Origin of the sequence: Nocardiopsis sp. RV163 (assembly GCF_001029525.1) — a bacterium.
Taxonomy (GTDB): Bacteria; Actinomycetota; Actinomycetes; order Streptosporangiales; family Streptosporangiaceae; genus Nocardiopsis; species Nocardiopsis dassonvillei.
Map to the genome: position 1 here is coordinate 14,249 of NZ_LEKI01000020.1, position 19,814 is coordinate 34,062.

Here is a 19,814-nt window from a genome sequence, read left to right on the forward strand (position 1 = left end):
GTGCCGCACCGTGCCGGAACTCTACCGAACCGCCCCATTCGCGGCGCGGGCGGGCGTCCCCTTGGCCGTTTGCGGCCACCGGGGCGCGTCGCGGACCCGGCGAGCGGTGCGGCGCGGGTGCGCAGAAGATCTTTCGGGAAAAATCCGGGGAGGTGTCGATCCGGCGCGGTGACGTTCGACGTGTGGACGAGAGCGGGGGAACGGACCCCCACACCGCACGAGAGGTGAACACCATGCGCTACATGATGACGATCATGTCCACGCCCGAGGCCGAGGCCGTCGACTACGAGCCCAGCCCGGAGGTCTTCGAGGCGATGGCGGCCTACAACGAGCAGATGATCAAGGCCGGCGTCCTGCTCGCCGGGGACGGCCTGGCCCCCGCCTCCGAGGCCACCCGGGTCACCTTCAGCAACGGCGGCGCGACCGTCACCGACGGGCCCTTCGCGGAGGCCAAGGAGTTCGTCGCCGGGTACTGGGTAATCCAGGTGTCCTCGCACGAGGAGGCCGTGGAGTGGGCCAAGCGCTGCCCGCACCCGCCGGAGGGCGACGACACCGAGATGAGCCTGGTGCTGCGGCGTATCTTCGACACCGACGACTTCGGCGACGAGATGCCCGAGCACCTCAAGGAGCGCGAGCGCGAGCTGCGCGCCGAGGGGTACTCGCACGGCGGCTGACCCGCCCGTGCCGGCGCGGCCCGCGGTGCTCCGGCGCACCCGCGGGCCGCGGCCCGTTCCGCACGGCACGCGCGGCGGCCGACGTCGGCCGCCGCGCGTGCTTGCGGCGGGGTGCCCGTGGTGCTGAGATTGCCCCGTGAGCCACACCGACGCCACGCGCGCGGTCGAGGCGGTCTGGCGTATCGAGTCGGCCCGCCTCGTCGCAGCGCTCACCCGCATGGTCGGCGACGTCGGCCTCGCCGAGGAGTTCGCCCAGGACGCTCTGGTCAGCGCACTGGAGAAGTGGCCCGGCGACGGGGTTCCCGACAAGCCCGGCGCCTGGCTGACCACCGTCGCCAAGCGCCGCGTGCTCGACCGCTGGCGCCGCGACGAGCGCTTCCAGCGGCGCATGGCCGACCTCGGCCGCGAGATCGCCGAGCACGACGGGCGGGCCGAGTTCGACGCCGTCCTGGAGGAGGACTTCGGCGACGACCTCCTGCGGCTGATGTTCGTGTGCTGCCACCCGGTGCTGTCCACCGATGCACGCGTCGCGCTCACCCTGCGCCTGCTCGGCGGGCTCACCACCGAGGAGATCGCCCGGGCCTTCCTGGTGCCCGAGGCCACCGTCGCCCAGCGCATCGTGCGAGCCAAGCGCACCCTGGCGAAGAGGAGGGTGCCCTTCGAGGTGCCCGTCGGCGAGGACCGCCAGGCCCGGGTGGCCTCCGTGCTGGAGGTCGTCTACCTGGTGTTCAACGAGGGCTACACCGCCACCTCGGGCACGGAGTGGACGCGCCCCACGCTGTGCGGGGAGGCCATGCGCCTGGGCCGCGTGCTCGCCCAACTGATGCCCGGGGAGCGCGAGGCGCACGGGCTGGTGGCGCTGATGGAGCTGCACGCCTCGCGGCTGCGCGCCCGCGTCGGACCCGGCGGGGAACCCGTCCCCCTGGCCGAGCAGAACCGCGCGCTCTGGGACCGCCTGCTCATCACACGCGGGATGGAGGCCCTGCTCAGGGCGCTGCCGCCGGACCGGAGCCGGCCCGGCGGGCCCTACGTGCTCCAGGCGGCCATCGCGGCCGAGCACGCCAGGGCGGTCACCGCCGCGGACACCGACTGGAAGGTCATCGCCGGGCTGTACCTGGCCCTGGTCCGGGCCACCGGATCGCCGGTCGTGGAGCTGAACCGGGCGGTGGCGGTGTCGATGGTCTCGGGCCCGCAGGCCGCGCTGGAGATCGTGGACGCGCTGCGGGACCAGCCGGGGATGGGCGACTACCACCTGCTGCCCACCGTGCGCGGCGACCTGCTCGTGCGGCTGGGCCGCCGGGCCGAGGCCCGCGCCGAGTTCGAGCGCGCGGCCTCCCTGACCCGCAACGAGCGCGAGCGCTCGCTGCTCCTGGACCGCGTCCGCGTCTGCGAGGACTGACCGGGCCGGTCCGGGTGCTCAGAGGTTCCCGCCGGAACGACCCACGTCGTCGGTCGGCCGGTGACGTCGGCGATATCGGAACTCCCGCTTGCCGGACCCGCGCGCGGTTCTGCCCCGGGCAGGCGGCCCTGGCGGGTTTGGCCGCGGACCGGCAGACTCCCGGACATGAGACTTCTGGTTCTGGGCGGTACCGAGTTCGTCGGGCGGGCGGTCGTGGAGGACGCGCTCGCCAGGGACTGGGACGTCACCGTCTTCCACCGCGGCAGGCACCCCGCGCCCTCCGGTGCCACCGCCCTGCACGGGGACCGCACCGAGGCGGGCGGGCTCGGCGCGCTGGCCGAAGGGCGCTGGGACTCCGTCGTCGACACCTGGTCGGGGGCCCCGTCCGCGGTGGCCGCCGCCGCGAAGCTGCTCGCCGACCGGGTCGGGCACTACTCCTACGTCTCCAGCCGCTCCGTCTACGCGTCCCCCGCCGCGCCCGGGCTGGACGAGGACGGGCCGGTCGTGGACGCCTCGCCCGAGGCCGGGAGCACCGACTACGCGCGGGACAAGCGGGGCGGCGAGCTGGCGGCGGAGGCGGTCTTCGCCGAGCGGGCCCTGTCGGTGCGCGCGGGGCTGATCCTCGGCCCGTACGAGAACATCGGCCGCCTGCCCTGGTGGCTGGAGCGGATCGCCCGGGGCGGCCCCGTCCTGGCGCCCGGCCCACGCGACCTGCCGTTGCAGTACGTGGACGCGCGCGACCTGGCCGCCTGGACCCTCGACGCCGCCGAGGCCGGGCTGGGCGGCCCCCACAACCTGGTGAGCCCGCCGGGGCACACCACCACCGCGCAGCTCCTGGAAGCGTGCGCGGAGGTCACGGGGTCGGACGCCGAACTGCGCTGGACCGACCCCCGGGTCATCCTCGACGCGGGCGTCCAGCCGTGGACCGAGCTGCCCGTGTGGGTGCCGCCCGGCGAGCTGTACGACACCCTGCACCGGGGGGACGTGTCCAGGGCGCTCGCGACCGGGCTGCGCTGCCGCCCGGTGGCCGAGACCGTGGCCGACACCTGGACCTGGCTGAGGGGTCTGGAGGGCGGCGCGCCCCAGCGCCCGGACCGCCCCCGGGTCGGCCTGGACCCGCAGGTGGAGGCCCGCCTGCTCGCCGGGGCCTGACCCGGCCGCGGGCACGGCGAAGGGTCGCCTCCCCTGGAGGCGGCCCCGCGCTCTCGTGCCCCGATCGTTCTCGGGTTGGGCTGTAGCACGGTGAGACACGGGGGGCTACACTGAAAGCATGAAGACCATCACCCAGCGCGAGTTCCGTAACAACGCGGCTTCCGTCATGGACGAGGTCGAGGCGGGTGAGACCTTCCACGTGACCCGTAACGGTGTCGAGGTGGCCCGGGTGAGCCCTGTTCCGCGCCGCCGGCGCCTCACCGCGGAGCAACTGGCTGAACGGCACCGCAGGCTTCCCCGGGTGGACTTCGCACTGATGCGCGAGGAGGCTGACGCGTTCTTCGGTGATGAGGACCGGGTCGGGGAGGACGACCGTGGCTGATCGGTTCGATGAGGGTGTTCTCGACACCTGCGTCTTCGTCGACCTCGGCGTCATCGATCCGGAGCGGCTCCCCCGGTATCCCGAGATCACCTCCGTCACCATGGCCGAACTCCACCAGGGTGTGGCGATGGCGAAGGACCCGGTGAGCAGGGCCCAGCGCACGGAGAAGCTCCAGAGCGCGGTGGTGGACTTCGCACCCCTGCCCTTCGACGGCGAGGCGGCGGCCCGGTACGGAACACTCGTCGCCCTCACCCTCGCCGCGGGCCGCAATCCCAAACCGCGCCGCATGGACCTGATGATCGCGGCCGTGGCCTCGGTACACGGGCTGCCCCTGTACACGCGTAACACCGACGACTTCACCGGACTCGACAACGCCGTGCGGGTCGTCTCCGTCTGAGGGAGTCGGAGCATCCCGGCCGCGGGCACGGCGAAGGGCCGCCCCTGGAGGCGGCCCTTCGCGCTGCTTCTTCGTGTACGACCCGGCGCCCGGGTCAGGCCACCGGCGCCTCCTCGGCGCCGCGCGAGGTGACCCGGAGCCTGTCCGCGCCCTCGTCCACGTCCACCACCACGGTGGCGCCCTCGGCCAGGTGGCCCGACAGCAGCTCGCGCGCCAGCGGGTCGCCGATCGAGGACTGCACCAGTCGGCGCAGCGGACGCGCGCCGTAGTTGGGGTCGTAGCCGGTCAGCGCCAGCCACTCGCGGGCGTCCGCCGTCACCTCCAGCCCCAGCCGCCGGTCCGCCAGCCTCCGGGCCAGCTTGTCGACCTGCAGGTCCACGATCCGCGTCAGGTCCTCGGTGGAAAGCGCGTCGAACATGATCACGTCGTCCAGCCGGTTGAGGAACTCCGGCTTGAACGTCGCGCGCACCACGTCGAGCACGCGGTCGCGGCGCACCGACTCCTCCAGCGACTGGTCCACCAGGAACTGCGACCCCAGGTTGGAGGTGAGGATCAGGATGGTGTTGCGGAAGTCCACCTGACGGCCCTGGCCGTCGGTCAGGCGGCCGTCGTCCAGCACCTGGAGCAGGGTGTCGAACACCTCCAGGTGCGCCTTCTCCACCTCGTCCAGCAGCACCACCGTGTACGGGCGGCGGCGCACGGCCTCGGTGAGCTGGCCGCCCTCCTCGTAACCCACGTAACCGGGGGGAGCGCCCACCAGCCGCGACACCGAGTGCTTCTCGGAGTACTCGCTCATGTCGATCCGCACGATCGCGCGCTCGTCGTCGAAGAGGAACTCCGCCAGCGCCTTGGCCAACTCGGTCTTGCCCACGCCAGTGGGGCCCAGGAACAGGAACGACCCCGTCGGCCGGTCCGGGTCGGAGATGCCCGCCCGCGCCCGCCGCACCGCGTCCGACACCGCGGCCACGGCGTCCCTCTGCCCGATGAGGCGCCTGCCCAGCTCGTCCTCCATGCGCAGCAGCTTGGAGGTCTCGCCCTCCATCAGGCGCCCCACGGGGATGCCGGTCCACGCCGACACCACGTCGGCGACCTCGTCGGCGCCCACCTCCTCCTTGACCATGGTGGCGCCGCCCCGGCTGGCCGCCCTCTCCTCGTCCCGGCTGGCCTCCTCGACCTGCTTCTCCAACTGCGGGATGTCCCCGTACATCAGTCGGGAGGCCTCGCCGAAGTCGCCCTCGCGCTGGGCCAGCTCGGCCCGCGTGCGCAGGTCGTCGAGCTGCCCCTTGAGCTCACCGACCCGGTTGAGACCGGCCTTCTCCTGCTCCCAGCGGGCCACGAGACCGTTGAGCTGCTCCTGACGGTCGGCCAGGTCCGCGCGCAGCCGCTCCAGCCGCTGGCGGCTGGCCGGGTCCGACTCCTTGTCGAGCGCCATCTCCTCCATCTTCAGGCGGTCGACGGTGCGCTGGAGCTCGTCGATCTCCACCGGGCTGGAGTCGATCTCCATGCGCAGCCTGGACGCCGCCTCGTCGATGAGGTCGATCGCCTTGTCCGGCAGGAACCGCGCGGTGATGTAGCGGTCGGACAGGGTCGCGGCGGCCACCAGGGCCGAGTCGGCGATCTGCACCTTGTGGTGCGCCTCGTAACGGCCCTTGAGACCGCGCAGGATCGCGATCGTGTCCGCGGCCGAGGGCTCGCCCACCATGACCTGCTGGAAGCGCCGCTCCAGGGCGGGGTCCTTCTCGATCTTCTCCCGGTACTCGTCCAGGGTGGTCGCGCCCACCATGCGCAGCTCGCCGCGCGCCAGCATGGGCTTGAGCATGTTGCCCGCGTCCATGGCGCCCTCGGCGGCGCCGGCGCCCACCATGGTGTGCAGCTCGTCGATGAACGTGATGACCTGGCCCTCGGACTCCTTGATCTCCGAGAGCACCGCCTTGAGCCGCTCCTCGAACTCGCCCCGGTACTTGGCGCCCGCCACCATCGCGGACAGGTCCAGGCTCACCAGCCGCTTGCCCACCAGGGACTGCGGCACGTCACCGGCCACGATCCGCTGGGCCAGGCCCTCCACGACCGCGGTCTTGCCCACGCCCGGCTCGCCGATGAGCACGGGGTTGTTCTTGGTGCGGCGGCTGAGCACCTGGATGACCCGCCGGATCTCGCCGTCGCGGCCGATCACCGGGTCCACCTTGCCCTCGCGGGCCCGCTCGGTCAGGTCCACCCCGTACTTCTCCAGGGCCTGGTAGGTGTCCTCCGGGTTCTCCGAGGTCACCTTCCCCGAGCCGCGCACCCGCTCGAACCCCTCCAGGAGCGCGTCGGGGGTGGCGCCGGCCTCTGTGAGCAGCTTCGACGCCTCGCCGCCGTCCGCGGCCAGCCCCACCAGCAGGTGCTCGGTGGAGACGTACTCGTCCTCCATCTGCTGCGCGCGCTGGGCCGCGGTGTTGATGGAGACGATCAGCTGGCGCGAGGAGCTGGGTGAGCCGACGGTGGAACCGGCCGCCTTGGGCAGCGCGCCGACGGCCGCCTCGACCTTGTCCCGGAGCGCGTCCGGGTTGGCCCCGACCTCCTTGAGCAGCGGGCGGGTGATGCCCTCCGCCTGGTCCAGCAGGGCCGCCAGCAGGTGCACGGGCTCCGTCTGCGGACTGCCGTCAGTGGTGGCCCGGCGGATCGCCACCGACAGGGCCTCCTGGCTCTTCTTGGTGAGCTTGTAGTTCATGCGCGGTGACTCCTTTCACGAGTAGTGTCACGGGGGGTGATGTCCGACGGCCGACCGCGCCCCCGTGTCGCCGTGGCGGAGTTCCGTCAGCCCTGCTCGTCGTCGGTGCGGCCCGGGGCGCCGCGGCCCCTGCCCCGCTCCTCGTCGTCGTTCCCGGGCTCGGCGGTGTTGAAGATCGTCACGCGGGTGCGGCGCACCAGTTCGCCGCGCACCCCCGTGCCGCCGTCGGCCGGGCGGCCCCGGCGGGCCACCGCCCGGCGGGCCGCCTCCAGCTCGTTGGCCAGGTGGAAAACCTGCTCCCGTAGCTGCTCGACCTCGTGTTCCAGTTCCAGGATCCGCTTGATCCCGGCGAGGTTGATGCCCTCCTCCTGGGACAGCCGCTGTACCTGGCGCAGCGTCTGCACGTCGCGCATGGAGTAGCGGCGCCCGCGGCCGGACGCGCGGCCCGGCGAGACGATCCCCAGTCGGTCGTACTGGCGCAGGGTCTGCGGGTGCATCCCCGCGAGCTCCGCGGCGACCGAGATCACGTAGACCGGAGCGTCAGCGCCGAAGGAGTCGTTCACGTCGTTCACGCACCCTTCGCCCGCGTTTCGAGGCCGTCGCGCGGGTCGTAGTCGGAGGTCACGGCGCGGAACTTCTCCAGAGCCTCGCGCGCGTCCCCGTTGAGAGTCCTCGGTACCGCCACCTCGATCGTGACGAGCATGTCGCCGGTGGTGCCGTCCTTGCGGTTCGCGCCCTTGCCGCGCACCCGCAGCTTGTGCCCGTTCTGCGTGCCCGGCGGGACCTTCACGGTCACCGGGAAGCCGTTGAGGGTGGGGATGCGCACGTCCGCGCCCAGCGCCGCCTCGGGGAAGGTCACCGGGACGGTGATCGTCACGTTGTCGCCGCTCCTGCCGAACACCGGGTGCTCCTTCACGTGGACGACGACGTAGAGGTCACCCGTCGGGCCGCCGTTCTCGCCCGGCGCGCCCTTGCCCTTGATCCTGATCCGCTGCCCGTCGGACACGCCGCCGGGGATGCGTGTCTGGACGGTGCGGGTGCTCCTGCCGCGCCCGCTGCCGCTGCACGTGGGGCAGGGGTCGTCCACGACCAGGCCGCGGCCCCTGCACTCGCTGCACGGCTCGGACAGCGAGAAGCCGCCCAGGTTGGTGTTCTCGTGCCCGGTGCCGGAGCACTTGGGGCACATCCGCGGCGCGGTGCCCGACTTGGCGCCGGTGCCCTTGCAGGTGGGACAGGCCGCCTCGCTGGCCAGTTTGAAGGAGCGCGTGGCCCCCTCGGCCGCCTCGCGGAAGGTCAGTGTCGTCTCGGTCTCGACGTCGGCACCGCGTCTGCTGCGGGTGGTTCCGCCGCGCCCTCGGCCGCCGAACAGCCCGCCGAAGAGGTCGCTCAGCCGCTCGCCGCCGCCCGCGGTCCCCGTCCCGCCGGTGCCCTGGCCGAACAGGTCGCCCACGTCGAACCCGCCGGGGCCGGTGCCGCCGCCGGGGCGGTAGGAGCCGCCGAACAGAGACCGCGCGTTGTCGTACTCCTTGCGGCGCTTCTCGTCCGACAGGACGTTGTAGGCCTCGGAGATCTCCTTGAAGCGGTCGGCCGCGCCGGGGTCGTCGGCGTTAGCGTCCGGGTGGTTCTCCCTGGCCAGCTTGCGGTAGGACTGCTTGATCTCGTCCTTCGAGGCCGTCTTTGAGACTCCCAGGACCTTGTAGTAGTCCTTCTCCAGGTAGTCCTTGGTGCCCATCGACTGGTGCCTTCCCCCGCTGGTGCCGGTTGCGTCCGATGCTTCCATGTGACCCCGCACCGTGTCGGGCCGGGGTCCGGCTCCGGCCGCGGCCGCCGCTCAAGCGGGGCCGCGGCCGGAGGATCAACGGGCGGACCCGTTACCTGTCGTCTTCCCCGCCGTCGGCGCCGTCCGCGGACGGGGACTCCCCGCCGGGACCCTCGCCCCCGGCGGCCGAGCCGGACGCGGCCTCCTCGCCGCCGTCGGCGGGATCGCCGACGACCACGCGGGCCGGGCGCAGGACCCGTTCACCGATGCGGTACCCGGGCTGGAACACCTCGATCACGGTCTGGACCGAGATCCCCGGGACGGGGACCAGAGTGAGCGCCTCGTGGATGTTGGGGTCGAACTCGTCGTCCTTCTCCGCGTACCGCTCCAGGCCCAGCTTGGTGACCACGGCCTCCAGCGCCTCGCCCACCGCCTTGAACCCGCCGTTGAGCTCGTCGTGCTCACGGGCCCGGCCTACGTCGTCCAGGATCGGCAGCAGTTCGCCGAGGACCTGGGCGGTGGCCATCTCGCGGACGGCCACGCGGTCGCGGTCCACGCGCTTGCGGTAGTTGGCGTACTCCGCCTGTACCCGCTTGACGTCGTTGGTGAGCTCGACGACCCGCTCGTCCGCGTTGATCGCCTCCGACACCACCGACTCGGGGGTGTCGGGGACCTCGACGTCCTCCAGGTCGGCCTCGACGACCTCCTCCTCGGCGACCTCGGGGATCTCCTCGGTCGTGTCGCCCTCGGCCTCGGGGTCGCGGACCTGCCCGGTCTCCGGGTCGATCCGGCGGTTGTCCCGGATCACCGGCCCCTGGCGCTCCTCACCGTCGCCGGTGCCGTTGGTGTTCTCCGACGGTGCCATCTGAGACACGCCTCCTTCCTCGACTCGACCCGGGATCAGGACTGCTGGTTGCCCTGGGTGCCCTTGTTGTCCTCATCGACGATCTCGGCGTCCACGACGTCGGCGTCGTCGGAGGAGGTCTGGGCGCCCTGGGCGGCGTCGCCCTCGGCGCCCTGCTGGCCCTGGCTGTAGATGGCGGAGCCGATCTTCTGGCTGGCCAGCGCGACCTTCTCGCTCGCGGTGCGGATGGCCTCCACGTCGGAGCCCTCCAGCGCGGTCTTCAGCTCGGCGACGGCGGCCTCGGTCTCGGAGCGCACGTCCGCCGGGACCTTGTCCTCGTTGTCCTTGATGACCTTCTCGGTCTGGTAGACGAGGGACTCGGCGTTGTTGCGGACCTCGGCCTCCTCGCGGCGCTTGCGGTCCTCCTCCGCGTACTGCTCGGCCTCGCGGACCATCTTGTCGATGTCGTCCTTGGACATCGCGGAGCCGCCGGAGATGGTGACGGACTGCTCCTTGCCGGTGCCCAGGTCCTTCGCGGTGACGCTGACGATGCCGTTGGCGTCGATGTCGAAGGCGACCTCGATCTGCGGGACGCCGCGCGGCGCCGGGGGCAGACCGGTCAGGTCGAAGACACCCAGCTTCTTGTTGTACTGGGCGATGTCGCGCTCACCCTGGTACACCTGGATCTGCACGGAGGGCTGGTTGTCGTCGGCCGTCGTGAAGATCTCGGAGCGCTTGGTCGGGATGGTCGTGTTGCGCTCGATGAGCTTGGTGAACACGCCGCCCTTGGTCTCGATGCCCAGCGACAGCGGGGTGACGTCCAGGAGCAGGACGTCCTTGACCTCGCCCTTGAGCACACCGGCCTGGAGCGAGGCGCCGATGGCCACGACCTCGTCCGGGTTGACGCCCTTGTTGGGGTCCTTGCCGGTCATCTCCTTGACCAGTTCCACGATGGCGGGCATGCGGGTGGAGCCGCCGACCATGACCACGTGGTGGATCTGGTCCAGGCTGATCCCGGCGTCCTTGAGGACCTGCTGGAACGGGGTCTTGGTCCGCTCGACCAGGTCGGCGGTCAGGCGCTGGAACTCGGCGCGGGAGAGCTTCTCGTCCAGGTGCAGCGGGCCCTCGGCCGAGGCCGTGATGTAGGGCAGGTTGATCGCCGACTCGCTGGAGCTGGACAGCTCGATCTTGGTCTTCTCCGCGGCCTCGCGCAGGCGCTGGAGGGCCATCTTGTCCTTGGACAGGTCCACGCCGTTGGAGTTCTTGAAGCGCTCGACCAGCCAGTCGACGATGGCCTGGTCCCAGTCGTCGCCGCCCAGGTGGTTGTCGCCGTTGGTCGCCTTGACCTCCACGACGCCGTCGCCGACCTCCAGGAGGGAGACGTCGAAGGTGCCGCCGCCGAGGTCGTAGACCAGGATGGTGGCCTCGTCCTCCTTCTCCAGGTGGTAGGCCAGCGCGGCCGAGGTCGGCTCGTTGATGATGCGCAGGACGTTGAGGCCCGCGATGGTGCCGGCCTCCTTGGTGGCCTGGCGCTGGGAGTCGCTGAAGTAGGCCGGGACGGTGATGACCGCGTCGGTCACGTCCTCGCCCAGGTAGGCCTCGGCGTCGCGCTTGAGCTTCTGGAGCACGAAGGCGCTGATCTGCTGGGGGTTGAAGGTCTTGTCGTCGATCTTCACCGTCCAGTCGGTGCCGATGTGGCGCTTGACCGAGCGGATGGTGCGGTCGACGTTGGTGACCGCCTGGCGCTTGGCGACCTCGCCGACGAGCACCTCACCGTTCTTGGCGAAGGCGACGACGGACGGGGTGGTACGGGCGCCCTCGGCGTTGGCGATGACCGTGGGCTCGCCGCCCTCCAGGACCGCGACACACGAGTTCGTAGTACCGAGGTCGATTCCGACCGCACGTGCCATGGTTGCTTCCTCCGTCAAAGTTGAGTCGTTCAGACGTAATTTTGCTTCGTCGGCTCAGGGCTGTCAAGTCAGTTGAGTTGACCCGACTCAAGTTGGTTCCTACGTCCTGACAACGGGCGGCCGGACCGGGATGTTCCCGACCTGGGCCCTCCGACCGGGGATATGGGCGAACCCCGGGACAAGTCGGGGAGAACCTTGACCCGCAAGATCAGGGAGGGCCGGGGTTCCCCCGGGGTGGCTTCGGGGGTGCGGTCGCGGGCGGCCCCGGAAGGCGCGGTCACCGGAGGGGCGCCTTCCGGTCAAGCGGAGGGAAACGCCCGTGTCGCGCCGCCGGGCGCCGGCGTCCTGCGGCCCACGATGGCCCTGCCGCCGAAGCGCCGGCGCCGAAGCGCCGGTGCCGCCGGACGGCGACCGCCGCGGCGGCTTCCCGCCGCGTCCGCCGTACCCCTGAAACGGAGACGCCCGTGACGCCCAAGGCCCTGCTCGCCTCCGCGCTCGCCGCCGCGGTGCTGCTGCCCGTGCTGGGCGCCGCCCCCGCGTCCGCCCAGGACGAACCGAGGCTGATCGGGGGCACCACCGCGCCCGCCGCCGGGGTCCGGGCTCCCGCCGCGGAGGCCCCGCCGTCCAGCGTCGGCGTCGCGGCGCCGCCGGGGGAGGCCGCCGGGACCGCCGAGGACGCTGACGCGACCGCCGCAGAGGGTTCCGGTTCCGGGGAGGGCGCCGCCGGGACCGACGGGGACGGCCCCGCGTCCGGGGGAGACGTCGGGGACGCCTTCTCGTCCGCGTACCGGCACAACACCTTCGAGCGCCCGGAGGCGGGCACCGCCTACACCCTCGACGAGTGGGAGGAGGACGGCTGGCTCGCCTCCAGTGCCAGGGGCCTGGAGGAGCGCGCCGTCATCGACGACTCCGTGCCCGCCCACGGGGGCGGGCAGTCGCTGCGCGTGCTCTACCCCGAGGGGAAGATCGGCGCGCAGGAGTCCGGCGGGCTGGCGCCGTTCCGGCTCTCCCCGGCGCGCGAGTACTACCTGTCCTTCTGGGCGCGCCTGGGCGAGGACTTCAGCTGGGGGACCACCTCGTTCGGCGGGAAGCTGGGCTTCGGGCTGGCCGGGGGCGCGGGCTGCTCGGGTGGGGACGTGTGCACCGGGGAGAACGGCTACAGCTCGCGCGTGGTCTGGCGCCGCGACGGCAAGGCGGAGCTGTACTACTACCACATGGACAAGGCGGGCGAGTTCGGCGACTCCGAGCCCCTCGTCGCGGACGGGACCGCCGTCCACCTCCCCCGGGGCGAGTGGGTGCACATCGCCCAGCGGGTCCGCGTCAACACCGTCACCGACGGCCGGGCCGAGCCCGACGGGGAGATCGAGGTCTTCTACAACGGCGAGCCCGCCGCGCTGGTCACCGGCCTGCGCCTGGTGACCGACGACGACCTGGTGGACAAGGCCTACCTCTCGTCCTTCTTCGGCGGCTCCACCGAGGGCTTCGCCCCGGCCCACGACAGCTACGCCTGGTACGACGACCTGAAGGTCTCCACCTCGCGCGCCGACATCTGCGAGCTCGGCGGCTGCGTCTGACCCCCGGCCGGCCCCGCCCCGAGGAGCCGTCCACAGGCGCAGGGCGGGCGTTGCCGGAGGCCGGGGCCCTTCGCGAGACTGGAATACGGGGGGTCCCAGGGCGTCCCGGGCTTCGCCGTGCCCGCGCGCCGCACCGCTCACGAGGGCGGACCCCGCGCCCGGCCCCCGGAGGTTGTCCACAGCCGCGGATCCGTGGTTGTTCCACTCCCGGCGATGCCGCAACCTGGTAATAGGGGAGAGACGGTGAAGTCACCGATACCCCCGTCGAGTCGTCCCGCGCCCGCCGTCCGCTACATATAGGACGTGCGGTGCGCCCGAGCCCTGTTCGGGCACACCCGCGCGGTCCTGCCGCACCGGTACCGGCGCGGGCGCGCCGACCGGGTTGCGCGACCCGGCGGCCCGCGGCGACGGCGGTGGGGCGTCCGTCCCGTGAGCGGTCGGGCGTCCGGTGGCGACCGCGGCATTACTCGCTAGTAACATATAGTTCGACCCCCGGTGTGTGGCGCACCGGACGACGAAGCAGGATGGGAGGCCACGGACGATGCTGTACCTGACACTGGGCATCATCACCTCGGTCTTCGCCGTGGTCGCGTTCACCGTGTTCGCTCTGGGTATCCGCCAGATCGTGCGAACCGTGGGTGTCGGCCGCTCGGTGGAGCCGGAGCGCAAAGGGCCGTTCGGACAGCGGCTCACCATGGCGCTCATCGAGATCCTCGGGCACGGGCGGATGCTCAAGCGGCCCTGGATCGGCGTCGCCCACTGGTTCGTCATGGTCTCGTTCCCGCTGCTGGTCTTCACCGTCGTGGAGGCCCAGGGCGAGGTCTTCGACCCGCACTTCAAGCTGCCGATCATCTACGACTGGGCCCTCTACGGCCTGCTGATCGAGTTCATCGCCGCCGCCAGCCTCGCGGGCATCGTCGGCCTGACCGTCTACCGCCTGCTGAACGGGCCCAAGCGCCTGGGCCGCCAGTCCCGGTTCGCCAACTCCAGGCACTGGACCGCGTACTACGTCGAGGCCTACCTGTGGGGCCTGCTGATCTCGATCTTCGTGATCCGCGGTCTCAAGTCGGCCATGGGCGACTTCCCGTTCCCGGCCTGGGCGACGCCCATCTCCACCGGCCTCGGCGCGATCCTGCCCGGCGACCCCGCGATCGCCGAGCCCGCCATCGCGCTGGTCGCCGCGTTCAAGCTGATCATCAGCTACCTGTTCTTCGTGGTCATCGCCCGCGTGCTCACCATGGGCATCGGCTGGCACCGCTTCCTCGCGCCGGTCAACATCTACTTCAAGCGCAACGCCGACGGGGCCCCGTCCCTGGGCGCGGCCAAGCAGATGATGGACAAGTCCGGCACCAAGCCCCTCGACTTCGAGGAGGCCGACCCCGACGAGGACCCGTTCGGCGCGGGCAAGCTGGAGGACTTCACCTGGAAGGGCCTCCTGGACTTCACCTCCTGCACCGAGTGCGGGCGCTGCCAGTCCCAGTGCCCCGCCTGGAACACCGGCAAGCCCCTCTCGCCCAAGAAGGTCATCCTCGACCTCCAGAAGCACACCTACGAGAAGGCCCCGTACCTGCTCCAGGGCATCACCGAGGAGACCCTCGCCGAGAAGCCCGACGAGAGCCACGCGGGCGTGGACGTCCTCGCCCTCCTCAACCGGCCGCTGGTCGGCACCGAGGAGGAGAACGGCGTCATCCACCCCGACGAGCTGTGGGCCTGCACCAACTGCGGCGCCTGCGTCGAGCAGTGCCCGGTGGACATCGAGCACATCGACCACATCCTCGACATGCGCCGCTACCAGGTGATGGTCGAGTCCAACTTCCCGTCCGAGGCCAACACGCTCCTCAAGAACCTCGAGAACAAGGCCAACCCGTGGGGCATGGCCGAGGACCGGCGCATGGACTGGATCGAGGAGCTGGCCTCCCGGGAGGAGAACCCTGTCGAGGTCCGGGTCGTCGAGGACAAGCTCCCCGAGGGGACCGAGTACCTGTTCTGGGTCGGCTGCGCCGGCGCCCTGGAGGACCGCGCCAAGAAGACCACCAAGGCCATCGCCGAGCTGCTCGACATGGCGGGCGTCGAGTTCGCCGTGCTGGGCGGCATGGAGGCCTGCACCGGTGACCCCGCGCGCCGCCTGGGCATGGAGTACGTCTTCCAGATGCTCGCCCAGCAGAACGTGGAGACGCTGAACGAGGCCGGTGTCACCAAGATCGTGGCCAGTTGCCCGCACTGCTTCAACACGCTCGCCAACGAGTACCCGCAGCTCGGCGGCGCCTACGAGGTCGTGCACCACAGCCAGTTGCTGGCCAAGCTCGTGGAGGAGGGCAGGCTCACGCCGGTCAACTCCGTGGAGGAGAACATCACCTACCACGACCCCTGCTTCCTGGGCCGCCACAACAAGGTGTACACGCCGCCGCGCGACATCATGGCGCAGGTGCCGGGGGTCAAGACGCAGGAGATGCACCGCCACAAGGAGCGGGGCTTCTGCTGCGGCGCCGGCGGCGCCCGCATGTGGATGGAGGAGCGGATCGGCAAGCGCATCAACACCGAGCGGGTGGACGAGGCCCTGACCACCAACCCCGACACCGTCTCCACCGCTTGCCCCTTCTGCCAGGTGATGCTCGGCGACGCGATCAACGAGAAGAAGTCGCAGGGCGAGGCGAAGGAGACGCTGGAGGTCGTGGACGTCTCCCAGCTCCTGCTGCGCTCGGTCCGCGGCGAGGCCCCCAAGGAGGAGGCCGAGACCGCCGACGCCCAGGGCTGACGCGGGGGCCCGGACCAGGGCGCCGGACCCGTGCGGGGGCCGGGGCGCCGACCACGCGGTCGGCGCGCCGGCCCCCGCGCCGTTCACCGGCGGTCCGGCCGGGGGCGGAACCGCTCAGGGCGAGGCGGCGAGGTGCTGGCCGAGGAACCCGTCCAAGCCGTGCCGGGTGACCTGGCTGGCGAACCCTCCCCAGTTGAGGTCGAACATGTGCTCCGCCCAGGGGATCTCCAGGTGCCGGTGCGGGACCCCGGCCGCGTCGAGCCGGGCGGCGAGGCGGCGGTTGTCCTCCGGGTCCACGAACAGGTCGTGGCCGGGCGTGATCAGCATGGTGGGCGGAACCTCCGGCGAGACGTACGTGATGGGCGAGCTCATCGCGTACTCCTCCGGGATTTCCTCCACGGAGCCGCCCATCAGGCGCTCGCTCTCCTCCAGTAGTTCCCCGCCCATCGGGGAGCTGCGCTGCCGCCAGGGCACCCGGGGCGCATCGGCGGTCCCGTCGGCCACCGCGTACCAGGCCACGACCGCGTCGACGCCGGTGTCGGGCACGTCGCAGCTCGGCGGGATCTCCTCGTCCGAGCTGTACGCGGCCAGGAGCGCGAGCAGGCCGCCCGCCGACTGGCCGGTGACGGCGACCCGGCCGGGGTCGGCCCCGTACTCCGCGGCGTGTTCGCGGGCCCAGCCGATCGCGCACTTGACGTCGGAGACCGGCACCGACCAGTCGCCGTCCGGGAAGTAGCGGTAGTCGACATCGAACACCACGCGCCCTCTGTCGGCCAGCCACGTGTCCCAGCGGGGCAGGAGGCTCTGCGGCAGGTCGTCCGCGCCCCCGTGGACGTTCACCACGATCGGCAGCGGTGCGTCCCCCTCCCGCTCCGCGGGCTCCCACACGTCCAGCTCCAGGTCCTGCGGGTCTGAGGCGTCCCCGACCGCCGACTCGCCGGTGCGCAGGTAGACGCGGGTCTCGGGTGCGCGGTCGGCGCTCGTGGCGAGTCCGGCGGTGTACTCGCCGAGGTCGAGCCGGACGCCCTCCGCGCGGGCGGTGGACCAGACCGACGCGGGCGGGACGAGCGCGGCGACCAACACCGCTCCGTTGGCCGCTGCCGCCGTCGCGGCGAGGCGCCGACGCCACACCGTTCCCGTGCCCCCCGCGTCCGGACGCCGCCCGGCCTCTTTCCAGGAGTTCGGACGCCCCGCCGCGAGCAGGGCCAAGAACAGGCCGACGGCGGCCAGGGCGACGAACACCAGGCTGAACTCCAGTACCAGCAGTCCGTACTGCCACGCGTCCCAGGAGGGCGGCGGCAGCAGGACGAGCGCGGCGGCGCCCACGCCGCCAAGCGCGGCCGTGCCCGCGAGGGCGGTCGCCAGCCAGCGGGCCGCCGTCGCGGCGCGGTTCCGTCGGTCCATGGTCTCCCCTTCGACAGCTTTTTCGATACGACTGTATCGATACGAACGTATCAGAATGGGGGGTGTGTCAGAATATGGCCGTGCCCAGGTACGTGGACAAGGACGGACGCCGCCGGCAGGTGGCCGCCGCCCTGCACCGGATCGCCGCCCGCGAGGGTCTGGAGAGCGTCAGCATCCGCACCGTGGCGGCCGAGGCCGGGCTCTCCGTCGGAGCCGTCCAGCGCGACTTCGGGACCAAGGAGGCGCTTCTCCTCTTCGCCATGCACGAGGTCGTCGACTCGGTCTCCGCGCGGCTCACCCGGGTGCGGATCGGCCCGGGCCTGCTCTCCTTCGCCGAGGGGCTGCGGCAGGTGCTCACCGACCTGCTGCCGACCGACGACGAGCGCCTGGCCGAGGCCCGCGTCTGGTCGGCGTTCTACGCCCGCGCGGCCGTGGACGCCGAGTTCGCGGAGGTGCTGGCCGGGTTCGACGTCCGGGCCCGCGCGGCTCTGCGCGCCGCCGTCGGCTGGGCGGGCGAGCAGGGGGAACTGGCCCCCGGCCAGGACCCGGAAGCCCTGGTGGAACTCCTGCTGGTCCTGGTGGACGGGATCTGGCTCAGCGCCGTACGCCAGCCCCCGGGGGCCCCGCTGGACGCCCAGCGCACCGCGGTGGAGGCGGCGGTCGCGGCGGTCACGCGCGGGTAGACCCTCGCGGGGGCCGTCCGCGCCGTCGGTGCGAACCGGCCGGGTCGCGGCTCACCCGTGGCGGCGGCCCTTCCTCTCCGCCCTCCCGTCCGCTTCCCTCCGTGCGGCAGCACCGCCCCCGCGGGTGCGGCGCGTGGCGGGGGCTTCCGGAGAAGGAGATATTAGGTTAGCCTTACCTGACTGTCTTCTATTCGAGGTGGTCGCCCGTGAACGCCCCCGTCCCCCATCCCGCCGATCGCGCCCGCTCCACTCTGGCCCGCTGCGGTCCGGTGACCGTGGCGGCGGCCTCGGACCGCTTCGGCGAGGCGGGAACCGTGCGCCTGGAGGACGCGCCCCGCCACGTGCACGCCGACGGCGCCGTGAGCCTTCTCCTGCCCGACGGCCACCCGCTCACGGCCCCCCGCTCCCGGGGCCCCGTGGTGATGGCGGAGTTCACCGACCTGTCACCCGTGCTGATGCGCGACAGGGCGCGGGCGGTGCTGTGGGTGAGCGGCGCCGTGGAGGCGCTGGAGCACGCCGACGCGCGCGCACGCGCGGCCCGGCTGCCCGAAGCCGCCACCGACGACGGGCCGCTGGGGATCGGCCACGGGCTGACGATGGTGCTCCTGCGCACCGCCCTGGTGGTCCAGTCCGACAGCGAAGGCGCCCACGTGCTCGGCCCGGCCGAACTGGCCGCCGCGCGCCCCGACCCGTTCTGCCTCTGGGAGGCGCACTGGCTGCGCCATCTCGACGAGGATCACCCCGACCTGGTGGAAGACCTGCTCGCCGCCGCTCCGGGCGCCGTGCGCGGGGGCCGGCCCCGGCCCCTGGGAGTGGACCGCCTCGGGCTGCGGCTGCGGGTGGAGACCGTGCGGGGCCACCACGACGTGCACCTGCCCTTCAGCCGCCCGGCGCGCACCCCCGACGACGTCGCCGCCCAGGTGCACCGGTTGGCCGGACACCCCGTACCCCGGGGCTACGACCGAGGATGAGCTGTCGCCGGAAGGCGCGCGGACGGGGAGTCCGGGGGGCCGCGGCGACCGCGGACGAGTGGTCGCCGCACCGGCCCGATGACATTTGTCAGCGCGCGCGCCGGTATGTTCCGCCCTGCGGCCGGTGACAACGGCGTCTGTTCCGCGTGAGCCGTTCCGCGGGAACCTGGGGACATGACGATGACAGCGAGCACCGCGGCCACGGGCCCCGGCCGACAGGACGCCACCGGCCCGGCGGTGGTCGTCCGTGACCTGCACCAGCACTACGGCGACTTCGAGGCGGTCAAGGGGGTCTCCTTCGAGATCCGCCCCGGCGAGCTCTTCGCCCTCCTCGGGACCAACGGTGCGGGCAAGACCACCACCATCGAGACGATGGAGGGCTTCCGCCGCCCGAGTTCCGGCAGCGTCCGGGTCTTCGGCCTCGACCCCTACGGCCAGCCCGCCGGAGTCCGGGAGCGCACCAACGCCGTCCTCCAGGGCAGCGGCCTGCTGGAGGACCTGAGCGTCGCCGAGACCCTGCACCTGGCCCGCGACCTCGCGGCCGCGCCCAGGGACACGGACGAGACGCTGGAGCTGGTCGGCCTCGCCGACAAGCGCGGGGTCGCGGTCCGCCAGCTGTCCGGGGGGCAGAAGCGCCGCCTGGACCTGGCGCTGGCACTGCTGACCAGGCCCGAGGTCCTGTACCTGGACGAGCCCACCACCGGCATGGACGCCGAGGGCCGCATCGAGACCTGGCGCATAGTCAACGACCTCAAGCGGGAGGGCGTGGCGGTCCTGCTCACCACCCACTACCTGGAGGAGGCCGAGCGGCTCGCCGACCGGCTGGCGATCATGCACCGCGGCGAGATCCGCGTGGAGGGGACGATCCAGGAGGTCCTCGCGGGCTGGGGCGACCGGGTGAGCTTCGTGCTGCCCCCGAACGTGCGCACCGCCGACCTCCCCGACCCGCCCGGCACCGAGCTGACCGTGGAGACGCGCGACCAGGCCCTGTGGGCCACGTACACCGCCGGTGGTGAGGACGTGGCCGACCGGGCGCACCGCACGGTCGCGGCGCTGGTCGCCTGGGCCGAGGAAAGCGGGACCACCCTCAAGCACCTGCAGGTGCGCGGCGCCTCCCTGGAGGACGTCTTCCTCCGGGTCGCGGAGAGCGCGTCGGACCTCGCGACGGGCTGACCGGACCCCCGCCCGCACCACCCCGCC

16 protein-coding genes are annotated in these 19,814 nt (G+C 72.3%); 10 read left to right on the forward strand and 6 right to left on the reverse strand.

The annotated features are described in order from the left end of the window. Window positions 1-233: 233 nt before the first annotated feature. From ABD54_RS06085 to ABD54_RS06105, 5 genes are all read left to right on the forward strand, one after another. A complete protein-coding gene (locus ABD54_RS06085) occupies window positions 234-674 on the forward strand; it encodes a YciI family protein (protein ID WP_047868480.1) in 441 nt (146 codons plus the stop codon). A 136-nt stretch (window positions 675-810) separates the two neighbouring features. Next, complete coding sequence (locus tag ABD54_RS06090; RefSeq protein WP_047868446.1) at window positions 811-2,073, forward strand: RNA polymerase sigma factor; 1,263 nt, start codon at window positions 811-813, stop codon at window positions 2,071-2,073. A gap of 165 nt (window positions 2,074-2,238) precedes the next feature. Then, window positions 2,239-3,225: an NAD-dependent epimerase/dehydratase family protein gene (locus tag ABD54_RS06095; RefSeq protein WP_047868447.1), complete on the forward strand. Its 987-nt coding sequence runs from the start codon at window positions 2,239-2,241 to the stop codon at window positions 3,223-3,225. A gap of 118 nt (window positions 3,226-3,343) precedes the next feature. Then, on the forward strand, window positions 3,344-3,607 hold the full coding sequence (locus tag ABD54_RS06100; protein WP_019609246.1) for a type II toxin-antitoxin system Phd/YefM family antitoxin: 264 nt from the start codon (window positions 3,344-3,346) through the stop codon (window positions 3,605-3,607). Further along, on the forward strand, window positions 3,600-4,004 hold the full coding sequence (locus tag ABD54_RS06105; protein WP_047868448.1) for a type II toxin-antitoxin system VapC family toxin: 405 nt from the start codon (window positions 3,600-3,602) through the stop codon (window positions 4,002-4,004). Before ABD54_RS06100 ends, ABD54_RS06105 begins: the two co-directional genes overlap by 8 nt. A 94-nt stretch (window positions 4,005-4,098) precedes the next feature. On the opposite strand, the gene clpB is transcribed toward ABD54_RS06105, so the two are convergent. From clpB to dnaK, 5 genes are all read right to left on the reverse strand, one after another. Continuing rightward, the gene (gene clpB / locus ABD54_RS06110; RefSeq protein WP_047868449.1) at window positions 4,099-6,714 is read right to left on the reverse strand and encodes an ATP-dependent chaperone ClpB; all 2,616 of its coding nucleotides are present in this window, start codon (window positions 6,712-6,714) and stop codon (window positions 4,099-4,101) included. 86 nt (window positions 6,715-6,800) lie between these two features. Then, the gene (locus tag ABD54_RS06115) at window positions 6,801-7,286 is read right to left on the reverse strand and encodes a heat shock protein transcriptional repressor HspR (protein ID WP_047868450.1); all 486 of its coding nucleotides are present in this window, start codon (window positions 7,284-7,286) and stop codon (window positions 6,801-6,803) included. Beyond that, window positions 7,283-8,446, reverse strand: a complete 1,164-nt coding sequence (gene dnaJ, locus ABD54_RS06120; RefSeq protein ID WP_047868451.1) for a molecular chaperone DnaJ — start codon at window positions 8,444-8,446, stop codon at window positions 7,283-7,285. Before dnaJ ends, ABD54_RS06115 begins: the two co-directional genes overlap by 4 nt. 139 nt (window positions 8,447-8,585) lie before the next feature. Continuing rightward, window positions 8,586-9,338 (reverse strand): nucleotide exchange factor GrpE, encoded by a 753-nt coding sequence (gene grpE / locus ABD54_RS06125; RefSeq protein WP_047868452.1) that lies wholly within the window; start codon window positions 9,336-9,338, stop codon window positions 8,586-8,588. A 35-nt stretch (window positions 9,339-9,373) separates the two neighbouring features. Continuing rightward, window positions 9,374-11,227 (reverse strand): molecular chaperone DnaK, encoded by a 1,854-nt coding sequence (gene dnaK / locus ABD54_RS06130; RefSeq protein ID WP_047868453.1) that lies wholly within the window; start codon window positions 11,225-11,227, stop codon window positions 9,374-9,376. A 464-nt stretch (window positions 11,228-11,691) separates the two neighbouring features. Between dnaK and ABD54_RS06135 the strand changes: the two genes are divergently transcribed. Beyond that, on the forward strand, window positions 11,692-12,801 hold the full coding sequence (locus ABD54_RS06135; RefSeq protein ID WP_047868454.1) for a polysaccharide lyase: 1,110 nt from the start codon (window positions 11,692-11,694) through the stop codon (window positions 12,799-12,801). Between the two features lie 541 nt (window positions 12,802-13,342). Next, the gene (locus tag ABD54_RS06140) at window positions 13,343-15,556 is read left to right on the forward strand and encodes a (Fe-S)-binding protein (protein ID WP_047868455.1); all 2,214 of its coding nucleotides are present in this window, start codon (window positions 13,343-13,345) and stop codon (window positions 15,554-15,556) included. Between the two features lie 114 nt (window positions 15,557-15,670). Here ABD54_RS06140 and ABD54_RS06145 read toward each other — a convergent pair whose 3' ends face one another. Then, window positions 15,671-16,960, reverse strand: coding sequence for an alpha/beta hydrolase (locus ABD54_RS06145; protein ID WP_047868456.1), 1,290 nt, complete (start codon window positions 16,958-16,960; stop codon window positions 15,671-15,673). Window positions 16,961-17,034: 74 nt separating this feature from the next. On the opposite strand from ABD54_RS06145, the gene ABD54_RS06150 reads away from it, so the two are divergent. From ABD54_RS06150 to ABD54_RS06160, 3 genes are all read left to right on the forward strand, one after another. After that, on the forward strand, window positions 17,035-17,643 hold the full coding sequence (locus tag ABD54_RS06150; protein WP_047868457.1) for a TetR/AcrR family transcriptional regulator: 609 nt from the start codon (window positions 17,035-17,037) through the stop codon (window positions 17,641-17,643). A gap of 206 nt (window positions 17,644-17,849) precedes the next feature. Beyond that, window positions 17,850-18,614 carry a DUF2470 domain-containing protein gene (locus ABD54_RS06155; RefSeq protein WP_047868458.1) on the forward strand — a complete coding sequence of 255 codons (765 nt, stop codon included), beginning with the start codon at window positions 17,850-17,852 and terminating at the stop codon, window positions 18,612-18,614. A gap of 174 nt (window positions 18,615-18,788) precedes the next feature. After that, window positions 18,789-19,787, forward strand: coding sequence for an ABC transporter ATP-binding protein (locus tag ABD54_RS06160; RefSeq protein ID WP_047868459.1), 999 nt, complete (start codon window positions 18,789-18,791; stop codon window positions 19,785-19,787). The last annotated feature ends 27 nt before the right edge of the window (window positions 19,788-19,814 follow it).